Here is a 10,358-nt window from a genome sequence, read left to right on the forward strand (position 1 = left end):
GCGGGCAGAGCCCGGCCGCGCTGCAGCGGGTTCCCTGCGCCCCCGTCACTCCCGGCCGTCACTCCCCGCCGTCGCTGGGCGCCTCGGACCCCTCGCCGTCCGCCGGAGGCTCGCCCCCGGGGCCCCCGCCCTGCGGTGCGTCCTCGGGCGGGGTGCCGCCGCCACCCGGGCCTCCCTCGCCACCCGCGGGGGGTTCCCCGCCAGAGCCACCCTCACCGCCGCCCCCACCGGGCATCCCGCCGGCCTCAGGCTCGGTGGTCGTGTCGATCGGGACGTCGATGCTGAAGGAGTAGCCGCCCTCGAGGTCACCGCTGAAGGCGACCAGCTGCTGCTCGTAGCCGTCGGAGAAGATCCCGTCGCTCTCGAGGGTCAGCTGATCGAGGTTCGCGGTGGAGCCGGCATAGCCCTCGAGCGCGTAGACCTCGCGGCACTCCACCTCGGGCAGGGCGATCTGGGAGGTGAGGATCGCGTTGCCGGCGTCGACGATCGAGTCGGCGTCCGGGAACACCTCGAAGTGGAGGTGGGGCCAGCGGCCGGCGTAGCAGCCGGGGAGAATGCTGGTGAAGGTGACGGCGCCCGCGGAGTCGGTGATCTGCACACCGCGCAGGTAGGTCTCGTTCTCCAGCCCCTGGGAGTACATCGAGTAGCGGCCCTCGGCGTCGCAGTGCCACAGGTACACCGCCGCGCCCTCCATCGGCACGTCGCCGCTGGCCATGTCGATGATGTTCATGGTGAGCTCGAGCGGCACGCCCTCGGCGGTGGTGTCGGAGTCGATGCTGGAGCGGAGGTCGCTGCGCTCGACGCCACTGGTCTCGAGCACGTCCGCGCCGTTGGAGCCGTCCCCCGGGTAGGGGCCGGCGGTCTCGCCGGGCATCTCCTCGAGGGCTGAGGCGGAGGTGCCGCCGCCGTCACTCGCCCCACCGCCGCTCACCCCTCCCCCGTTGCCGGCGCCGTCGGACGTCTCGGCGCTTCCGCCGGTGCAGGCGGCGAGGACCGCGGCGACGCTGCCGGCGCCGAGCACTCCGAGCACTCCGCGGCGGGAGACGAGCGTACCGACGTCGAAGGCGAGGCCCTGGTCCTCGACGTCCTCCTCGGGGTGGTGCAGGGGGCGGCCCTCGAAGCGGGTCGGAGGGTCCGTCGCCGGCGCGGCAGGGTCGTGCTCGCGGGCCTCGGGATAAGCGCGGCCGACGGGGCGGTGCGGGACATTGTCCATGGCGGTCCTCTCGGTGTCCTGTGCTGGAGCGAGAAACGTAGAACCGCTGGCTGTGGGCGTGCTGTGACCTTTCCGTGACCTTTTTGGGGTTCGGTGGGGAGTTCCCTGGATCAGCTCACGGGCTGAGCGAGGACGGCCAGCGCCTCCCGGAACCGCGCGGCGGCCACGCCGATCACCTCCGGATGCGCCCCCAGCGGGGCGCTGACGAGGTCGGCCCCGGCGCCGCCGACGAGGTTCGCGAAATGGCCCGGGGCCAGCACATAGCTCGCCGCGATCACCCTCCGGGCGCCGGCCGCACGCGCCGCGTCGACGGCCTCCGGGAGGGAGGGCGCGCAGCCCGCCCCGTATCCGATGCTCACGGGGCACGGCAGGTGGGCGGCGACCAGATCACGCATGTGCTCTACGGCACGGGCGGCGGCCATCTCGGAGGAGCCGGCTGCGGCGAGCACCACATGATCGCCGGGGCGATGCCCGGCATCTCCCTCGCTGACGGCGGCGAGTCGGTCCCGCAGTGCCCGCACCAGAGCCGGGTGCGGGCCGAGGGCGGGGGCGGCGACGGCGCGGGGATGGGGCTCGACGGCCGCGGCGATGTCCACGGAGGTGTGGAAACCGGTCGAGAGCAGCAGCGGCACCACCACCACGGGGCCCTCCGCGGCGGCGCGCGTGACGACGCCCGCGACCTCAGGCTGCTCCACGTCGACGTAGGCCTCGCGCACCTCGGCGTCCGGGACGGTGCGGGCGAGCTGCTCCCGGATCCGGGCGATCACGGCGCGGCCCGCCGCGGAGCGGGTGCCGTGGGAGCAGGCGATCAGCGCGGTCATGAGTCCTCCTGCGCCGTCGGGGCGGTGGGGTCGAAGTGCTGGATGACGGCGCGCGCCAGCGCGCCCATCCGGCTGCGGGCGGGCAGCAGTGCGGACATCCCGCGCGCTTCCAGGGGTGCGGCGGTGAGGGGGCCGACGGCCGCCATGACCAGCTCCCCGGCGCGGGTGCGGGCGGCGATGTCCGGCAGGGCGCCGGCCTGTTCGGCGGCGACCAGCCAGTTCTCGGTGCCGGGTGCGGCGGTGAACAGGACCGCGTCCACTGCTCCGGCGGCGGCATCACACACGGAGCGGTGCACAGCGGCGGGGTCGCGCGGTGGTCCCCAGCGGTAGACGGTCAGGGCCACCACCTCGGCGCCGGCGCCCTGCAGCGCCTCGTCGAGGCCGTCGGCCCCGGAGCCGTGGTGCTGCACGGCGGCGCGGGTCCCGGTGAGGTCCTGGCCGGCGAGGTGGGCGATCACCTCGGCGGAGGTGCCCTCCTGGGCGACCCAGTCCACGGTGAGTCCCGCCTGCTGGGCGGCGCCGCGGGCCTTGGGGCCGCGCGCGAGGACCCGGGTGCCGGCGAGCGCGGCGCGCAGCGAGGGGGCGAGGCCGGCGGCGTCGGCGGCCTCGAACCAGCCGCGCACGCCCACGCCGGTGGTGGCGATCAGCAGGTTCGGCGGGAGGGCGATGAGCTCGGCGGTGCGGGCCAGCAGCTGCGGGTCATCCACGTGCGGGATCATGCTCATCGCGGGGGCGTGCTGGATCTCGGCGCCGTGGCGGATCAGCGCGGCGGCGAGCTCCTCGGCCCGGCGGTCCAGGGCGAGCACGAGCCGCCTGCCCTCGAGCGCGCTGGAGAGCTGGGGCGGGGTGCTCACGCCGCGTGCTCCGGCGTCTGCCCGCCGAGTGCGGCCATCTCGGCGAGGTCCGGCGCCGCTGACCGGTTCGGCTCCGCGAGGGCGAGCGCGGCCGATGGGCTCGGCTCAGCGGGGGCGAGCGCGGCCGATGGGCTCAGCTCAGCGGGGGCGAGCGCTGCCGACGTTTCCGGCTGCAGCAGTCCGGCCCGGGCCACCTCGCCGATCACGATCACCGCGGGGCTGCGCACGCCGACGGCTCCGGCCGTATGGACGGCGCGGGCGAGGGTGGTGCGGGTGGTGCGCTGTCGCGGGGTGTGGCCGTTCTCGATGATCGCGATCGGCCGCTGCCCTGGCACTCCATGGGCGAGGGCGGCGGCGACCAGGGCGGGAAGCGCCGCGACCCCCATCAGCACCACGGTGGTCACCGCGTCGTCGGCGAGCGCGGCGAGGGTCGCGGCCGACGGTCCGTGCGGCCCGCTCAGGTCGTGCCCGCTGACCACGTGCACGGTGGAGGAGAGTCCGCGATGGGTGACCGGCACCCCGGCGGCCTGGGGCACGGCGAAGGCGCTGCTGATCCCGGGGACCACCTCGACCTCGATCCCGGCAGCGCGGCAGGCGAGCACCTCCTCGCCGCCGCGGCCCAGCACGAACGGATCCCCGCCCTTCAGCCGCACGACCGCCTTCCCGGCGCGGGCGTGCGCGATGAGCAGGGCGTTGATCTGTTCCTGCGGGACGGGATGGTGGCCGGGGCGCTTGCCGACGTCGATCACGAGCGCGCTGGGACGCAGCTCCGCGCGGACCTCTGCGGCGGGGCCGAGCCGGTCGACGATCACGACGTCGGCCGCGCGCAGCAACCGCAGGGCCCGCACGGTCAGCAGGTCCAGCGGGCCCGGCCCGCCGCCCACCAGCGCCACGTGGCCGCGGGCGGCCAACGGGTCGGTTGCCGGTGCCGGTGCCGCGGCGGGAGTCAGTGCGGGTGCCGGTGCCGGTGCCGGTGCCGGTGCCTTGAGCGTGCGGGTCGGCCTCCCGAACGCCGGGGCCGGCGCCGGAGTCCGTGCTCCGGACTCGACGGTCATCGTGCGCCGCCGCGCAGCAGGTAGACGTCCCCGTCGAGGGTGCGCACGGGCCAGACCCGGAGGCGTCGCACCTGCTTGCCGCGGGTGTTCACGCAGGTGCCCGAGCGTAGGTCGAAGACCTGCTTGTACATCGGGGAGGCGATGGTGGGACGGCCGCCGCGGGAGCCGACGATGCCGCGGGAGATGACGTTCGCCCCCGAGTAGGGGTCGTGGTTGTCGACCGCGCGGAGGTCGCCGTCGGCCAGCAGGAAAAGAGCGACCTGCTCCTGGCCCACGAGGGCCGCGCAGCCCCGTTCGACCTCGAGATCCGCGAGGGTGCACAGCCGGAGCCAGTTCGCCGCGAGCTGCGGGGCGAGGGCCGGGCTGCTGAGGCTCGGGCTGGCGAGAGTCGGGCTGGCGGTGCTCGGGGTGGTGAGGGTCGGGGTCATCGTCGTACCTCCAGGGTCGTGCCGGCGATCAGGATCCCACCCGTGCGCTCCTCAGGCCGGGCGGGGCGCACCTGCCCCCGCTCGGGGACGAAGGCGAGGCCGGGGTCGGGGGTGGTGGGGGCGTTCACGAAGGAGCGGAAGCGGGCGAGCTTGGCGGGGTCGGCGAGAGTCTCAGCCCACTCATCACGGTAACCCTCGACGTGGCGTTCCATGGCCGCGTCCAGATCTGCGGCGAGCCCCAGGGAGTCGTCCATGATCACGGCGCGCAACCCGTCGATCCCGCCGTCGAGCGCTTCGAGCCAGGGGGCGGTGCGCTGGAGCTTGTCGGCGGTGCGGGCGTAGTACATGAAGTATCGGTCCAGGGTGCGGATCAGGGTGTCGTCGTCCAGGCCCTCGACCAGCAGCTGGGCGTGGCGCGGGGTGGCGCCGCCGTTCCCGCCCACGTACAGGTTCCAGCCCTGGGCGGTGGCGATGATGCCGGCGTCCTTGGCGCGGGCCTCGGCGCATTCGCGGGCGCAGCCGGAGACGCCGAGCTTGAACTTGTGCGGGGTGCGCAGCCCGCGGTAGCGCAGCTCGAGCTGGATGGCCATGGAGGTGGAGTCCAGCACGCCGTAGCGGCACCAGGTGGAGCCCACGCAGGATTTCACGGTGCGCAGCGACTTGCCGTAGGCGTGGCCGGATTCGAAGCCGGCCTCGGTCAGGCGCCGCCAGATCAGCGGCAGCTCCTCGAGGCGGGCGCCGAACATGTCCACCCGCTGGCCGCCGGTGATCTTGGTGTAGAGCCCGAAGTCGCGGGCCACCTCCCCCACCGTGATCAGGCCCTCGGGGGTGACCTCCCCGCCGGGCATGCGCGGGACCACGGAGTAGGTGCCGTCCTTCTGCATGTTGGCCATCACGTGGTCGTTGGTGTCCTGCAGGGTGGCGTTCTCGTTGTCCAGCACATGCTCCCCGCCGAGCAGGGCGAGGATGCCGGCGAGCACGGGCTTGCAGGTGTCGCAGCCGCGCCCGCGGCCGAACCGGGCGATGACGGCGCTGAAGGTGGTCAGGCCCGAGACGTGCACGGCGTCGAACAGCTGGCGGCGGGAGAGGTCGAAGTGCTCGCACAGCCCGGCGGAGACGGCCCGGCCGAGCTTCGCGAGCTCGCTGCCCACGAGCGAGGTGACCATGACGGTGCAGGAGCCGCAGGTGGCGCCCGCCTTGGTGCAGGCGGTGACGGCCGCGGCGTCGGCGCAGCCCTGCTCTCGCACGGCGTGGCGGATGGCGCCGGCGCTCACCGAGGAGCAGGAGCAGACCACCGCCTCGTCGGGCAGTTCGGCGGTCGGGGCGGCCGACGCCCCGGCGGGGAGCAGGTAGGCGGCGGGGTCCCCGCCGAGCGGCCCGCCGACCAGCGGGCGCAGGGAGCCGTAGGCGGAGGCGTCCCCCACCAGCATTCCGCCGAGCAGGGTCTTCGCGTCGTCGGAGAGGACGAGCTTCTTGTGGACGCCGTTCACGGGGTCGGTGTAGACCACGTCCAGGGCGCCGGGGGTGGTGGCGAAGGCGTCGCCGAAGCTGGCGACGTCCACGCCGGAGAGCTTGAGCTTGGTGGAGAGGTCGTAGCCGGCGAACGTCGCCTGCCCGCCGAGGATCCGGTCGCTGACCACCTCGGCCATGGCGTAGCCGGGGGCGACCAGGCCCACGCACTGCCCCTCGAAGGAGGCGACCTCGCCGATCGCGTGCACGGCCGGGTCGGAAGTCGCGCAGGCCTCGTCGATCCGCACCCCGCCGCGCTCGTCGCACGTCAGGCCCGCGGCGCGGGCGAGCTCGTCGCGGGGGCGGACGCCGACGGTGAAGATCACGAGGTCCGCCGGGAGCTCGGAGCCGTCCGGGAGGACGACGGCGCGGGCGCTGCCGTCGGCGCCCGGGAGCACGGCGGCGGAGCGGGCCTCGGTGCGCACGGTGATCCCGCGGGCCTCGATGAGGCGGCGCAGGGTGGCTCCGGCGGGCAGGTCGAGCTGGGCGGACATCAGTCGGTCGCCGGACTGCAGGACCGTCGCCTCGGCGCCCATGCCCTGCAGGGCGCCGGCGGCCTCGAGGCCCAGCAGCCCGCCGCCGACGACGATCCCGCGCACGGGCCGATCGCCCTGTGCGGCGTCGGACTGTGCGGCGCGTGCTTCGACGTGGCGGCGCAGCGCCTCGACGTCGTCCAGGGTGCGGTAGACGAAGCAGCCGGGCAGCTCGGCGCCCTGGATCGGGGGCCTCGCCGCGTGGGAGCCGGTGGCGAGGACCAGGTGGTCGTAGGGGTGGACGGTGCCGGAGACGGTGGTGACGGTGCGGTTCTCGCGGTCGATCGCCTGAACGGGGTCCCCCTCGTGGAGGGTGACGCGGGGATCCTCGAAGATCGTGTGCGCGAGGGTGAGCTCCTCGGGACTCTCCCCGTCGAAGAAGCGGGTCAGGCCCACCCGGTCGTAGGGGCGGCGGGCCTCGTCCCCGAGCACGGTCACGGTGATCCGCTCCTCGGCGCGGGTGACGAGCGAGTCGACCAGGCGGTGCGCCGCCATCCCGGCGCCGATCACGACGATGCGGGGGCTCATCGGGGCGCCCCCACCAGTTCGGGGGCCTCCGTGGGTCCGTCGGCCGGCGGGGCGGCCGGGGCGCCGGTGGGGTCGAGGGCAGGGGCGGGGGTGGCCTCCGCAGCGGTGCCGGTCGCGGTGGTGGGGGTACCGGCAGCAGCGGCGGGGTTCTTGCGGCGGTGGGCGTAGTAGAGCGGGAGGCCCACGAACACCAGGCCGCCGACGAGGTTGCCGATCACGGTGGGGATCTCGTTCCAGATCAGGTAGTCCATGATCGTGAACTCCGCGCCGAGCAGCAGGCCGGAGGGGAACAGGAACATGTTCACGATGGAGTGCTCGAAGCCCATGTAGAAGAACAGCATCACGGGCATCCACATGCAGGCGATCTTCCCCAGGATGTTGTCGGTCATGAACGCGCCGACCACGCCGGTGGAGACCATCCAGTTGCACAGCACGGCGCGGATGAACAGGGTGAGCATTCCGGCGGCGCCGTGATCGGCGTAGCCGACGGTGCGGCCATGGCCGATCTCGGAGATCGCCAGGCCCACGGGGCTGGGCTCGGTGGAGAAGCCGTAGGTGAAGTAGATGGCCATCAGCACCGCGACCATGAATGCGCCGAGGAAGTTGCCCAGGAACACCAGGCCCCAGACGCGAAGCATCGAGCGCACCGTCACTCCGGGCTTCCGCGCGATCAGTGCGATCGGCATCAGTGTGAACACCCCGGTGAGCAGGTCGTAGCCCATCAGGTACAGCAGGATGAAGCCGACGGGGAACAGCAGCGCTCCCAGCAGCGGCTCCCCGGTCTGGGTGGAGACGGTGACGGCGAAGGCGGCGCCGAGGGTGAGGATCGCCCCGGCCATGAAGGCACGCAGCACCGTGACTCCGGCGGAGTAGGTGACCTTCGAGGCGCCGGCGGCGGTGAGCCGGTCCACCAGATCGGTGGGCTGGACGTAGGACATGGCAGCTCCTGACACGAGGGAAGGATGGGCATGTCCCGTGCGCCTGCAGCGGGGTGCGGCCATCCTGGGCTCTTGTGGAGCTGAGACGAAGGGCGAGAGGGCGCCGTGACCTTCTCGTGATGTGACGTCTCAGGGGTGGACGGGCCGTGCGACGCCCAAGAACAGGAGCCGTGCCCTGAAACCGGAGCTTGTCGGCGCACACCGGTAACCTGTCGTGAAGCGTGAGGAATTCTGAAGATGGGATTGCTGGATGGGAGCGGACGAATGGCCCCGCCACGACAACAAGTCGTGGCAAGAGGTACTGGATCGCATTCGGAAGCTCGGCTGGCCCTGCCCGTCATGGACCTCCAGCCACCCAAAGATCGTCATGGACTGTCCCGACTCCGACCGCCGCTGCCGGATCGTCGCGTTTTCGACGGGGAATGGCACCGAGAGCGCCGCGAAACAAGCGCTGAAACGTGCGGAGAGGTGCCCTCATAGACAGATCACCGACGAGCTCACGCACGTCGATGAGCTCCTCGATGCGGCCAGCCGGTTCATTGAGAGCGCTGCGAAGCTCCTCCGGCGAGGCGTCATCGACTCTCGCCTCGAGGAGCTGCTGGAGTTTGCGTCCGCCTCGATCGAGCGTGCCGAGGCGGCGTTGCTCGAGCAGGAGTTCGACGATCTCTCGGACGAGCTCGGCTCCATGGATTCGCCAACGTCCGGGTCAGCGGAGGATCTCCTCGATTCAGCCGACACACCGCTTCGCAAAGCTCGCCTGTCACTACGTGACCTCCCTGGACGTAGCGATGAGGTCCAAGAGCGGCGAGATCGACTCGAGCAGCTCACGCAGCGACGGAACACTGTGGGTGACGCTCTGCACGACTAAGCCCCCTCCCGGTTGGCAAGTGCCAACTGAGGGGCCTATAGTGACCATCCGAGAGAAAGGCCCGTTAGAACCATGGCACTCAGCATGACTCTTCGCGTCGCAGGGATCGATTTGGATGACGCGACCGTCGGTTCCGCACTCGCCAGCGATCTTCCCCTTCTGCTCTGGCAGGGCGACGACCGCTACGCAACCGCAACGTTCGACGTCGACGAGCACGATGCTGTCGCTCGGACGGTCGATGTCGCGCGCACGATCGAAGCGATAGCACCGGGCGCGAAGGTGCAGGGCACCGACCGCGACCTCGTCTCCACCACGGAGATCGCCTCTCGCGTCGGGGTGTCACGAGAAGGCGCACGGAAGTGGACCAAGGAAGCCGACTTCCCGGCCCCCTTCGCGATCATCGGCAGCCGCACGAGCACGTGGCCCTGGGCGACTGTCACCGCATGGCTGCTCGAATCCCGCGGCATCGATATGGACGAGACTCTCCCCTCCGAGTCGCTGCTCACCCAGATCGACAACTACCTCTTCCGCAACCCGGATGCCACCACGGTGCAGTGGCACGAGCTGTCCACGAACATCGAAGGTGGGCGCCCGCAGCAACGGTTGAGCTCCCGCCGCACCAGTACGGTCCGTGTCGAGAATTGGACTCAGATCTCGCAGGATCGTTCCTCGTGGAGCCTTTCCAGCCACACAGTTTCGACAGCCGAGGTCACCGCATGGGGACGCTGACGATCGTTGACAAGGACATTGAGCCGACGGTGACGGCCGACGAGGTTGCCGCCGTCATTCGCGCGACGCGAGTCGCGAATGTGCGGCTCGATGAAGTCCACGCGGGTCCTCTCGCCGTCGACGGTGGAGATCTCGTTTACGACGTGCAGGCAGAGCACCCGAAATTCGCGTACGTCGAGGAGGCCCGGCAGATTCTCGTGCGGATCGAGCACGGCGTACGGGTCTCGGCAGAAGAATCCTCCGAGCGGACCACCGAGATCACCGTCGCGCATGTCATCTCCTTCGACCTTGCAGACGATCTCGAGGCACGCCCTGCCGCGCTCGCGGCGTGGGTCGAGTCGAACGTCTACTTCCTTGCATATCCCTACGTGCGAGAGACGTTGACATCCCTCACCTCGCGCATGGGGCTGCCCCCACTCACCCTCGATTACCTGTCTCGCGACGAGCGACCCTTCCGTCCAGCTGCCGATGAGGACTGAGCACCACTGACCTCCTGCGTACGCCAGGCGTCGAGACTGACCACGGCGGGATCCTGCTGATCTTCGCGCTGCTGCAGCGGTCGGTGGCGGCACTGCGGCGGGAGAAGGTGTGTGCCGGCCGAAGGGCGAGACGGAGCGCGGCCCGGCCGACGGAGAGCAGCGTCGCTCTCCAGAGAGAGAGCTCGGCTGGTCCGAAAAGTCGCCTTACTCCGAGCGGCGAAGGCTCCGGGAAGAGAAACGGCGCCGCGGGCGTTGTCCCTCGGGTGCTGCGCCGTCCGGCGCCGCCTGCCGAGGAATGATCAGAACCTGTGGATGACTCCCGGCGAGGGGGCGTGCAAGGGGCGCACCTTCCCGAGGATGATCCGCAAGGAACGAACTCTCTGATCAAGGACCGGCGTTGGCG

10 protein-coding genes are annotated in these 10,358 nt (G+C 71.8%); 3 read left to right on the forward strand and 7 right to left on the reverse strand.

What is annotated here, in order from left to right; translation table 11 throughout:
- Nucleotides 1-58: 58 nt before the first annotated feature.
- The 7 genes from ACT3SQ_RS14910 to ACT3SQ_RS14940 form a co-directional block, all read right to left on the reverse strand.
- Entirely contained in the window at nt 59-1,213 is a 1,155-nt protein-coding gene (locus ACT3SQ_RS14910; protein ID WP_441444215.1) for an intradiol ring-cleavage dioxygenase, read from the reverse strand.
- Nucleotides 1,214-1,323: 110 nt separating this feature from the next.
- The gene (locus tag ACT3SQ_RS14915) at nt 1,324-2,034 is read right to left on the reverse strand and encodes a sirohydrochlorin chelatase (RefSeq protein WP_444601284.1); all 711 of its coding nucleotides are present in this window, start codon (nt 2,032-2,034) and stop codon (nt 1,324-1,326) included.
- Nucleotides 2,031-2,888 (reverse strand): uroporphyrinogen-III synthase, encoded by an 858-nt coding sequence (locus ACT3SQ_RS14920; protein ID WP_444601285.1) that lies wholly within the window; start codon nt 2,886-2,888, stop codon nt 2,031-2,033. Before ACT3SQ_RS14920 ends, ACT3SQ_RS14915 begins: the two co-directional genes overlap by 4 nt.
- Nucleotides 2,885-3,943, reverse strand: coding sequence for a uroporphyrinogen-III C-methyltransferase (gene cobA, locus ACT3SQ_RS14925; RefSeq protein WP_444601286.1), 1,059 nt, complete (start codon nt 3,941-3,943; stop codon nt 2,885-2,887). Before cobA ends, ACT3SQ_RS14920 begins: the two co-directional genes overlap by 4 nt.
- A complete protein-coding gene (gene nirD, locus ACT3SQ_RS14930; RefSeq protein ID WP_444601287.1) occupies nt 3,940-4,371 on the reverse strand; it encodes a nitrite reductase small subunit NirD in 432 nt (143 codons plus the stop codon). The genes cobA and nirD overlap by 4 nt, the downstream gene beginning before the upstream one ends.
- The gene (nirB, locus tag ACT3SQ_RS14935; RefSeq protein WP_444601288.1) at nt 4,368-6,941 is read right to left on the reverse strand and encodes a nitrite reductase large subunit NirB; all 2,574 of its coding nucleotides are present in this window, start codon (nt 6,939-6,941) and stop codon (nt 4,368-4,370) included. Before nirB ends, nirD begins: the two co-directional genes overlap by 4 nt.
- Nucleotides 6,938-7,879 carry a formate/nitrite transporter family protein gene (locus tag ACT3SQ_RS14940; RefSeq protein WP_444599598.1) on the reverse strand — a complete coding sequence of 314 codons (942 nt, stop codon included), beginning with the start codon at nt 7,877-7,879 and terminating at the stop codon, nt 6,938-6,940. The genes nirB and ACT3SQ_RS14940 overlap by 4 nt, the downstream gene beginning before the upstream one ends.
- Nucleotides 7,880-8,246: 367 nt before the next feature.
- Between ACT3SQ_RS14940 and ACT3SQ_RS14945 the strand changes: the two genes are divergently transcribed.
- The 3 genes from ACT3SQ_RS14945 (at nt 8,247) to ACT3SQ_RS14955 (ending at nt 9,955) form a co-directional block, all read left to right on the forward strand.
- Nucleotides 8,247-8,747: a hypothetical protein gene (locus tag ACT3SQ_RS14945; protein WP_442332930.1), complete on the forward strand. Its 501-nt coding sequence runs from the start codon at nt 8,247-8,249 to the stop codon at nt 8,745-8,747.
- A gap of 84 nt (nt 8,748-8,831) precedes the next feature.
- On the forward strand, nt 8,832-9,476 hold the full coding sequence (locus tag ACT3SQ_RS14950; RefSeq protein ID WP_442332929.1) for a helix-turn-helix transcriptional regulator: 645 nt from the start codon (nt 8,832-8,834) through the stop codon (nt 9,474-9,476).
- A complete protein-coding gene (locus ACT3SQ_RS14955; RefSeq protein WP_442332928.1) occupies nt 9,464-9,955 on the forward strand; it encodes a hypothetical protein in 492 nt (163 codons plus the stop codon). The genes ACT3SQ_RS14950 and ACT3SQ_RS14955 overlap by 13 nt, the downstream gene beginning before the upstream one ends.
- The last annotated feature ends 403 nt before the right edge of the window (nt 9,956-10,358 follow it).

This window comes from Brachybacterium sp. AOP42-C2-15 (assembly GCF_052377065.1).
In the GTDB taxonomy this organism is placed as follows: Bacteria; Actinomycetota; Actinomycetes; order Actinomycetales; family Dermabacteraceae; genus Brachybacterium.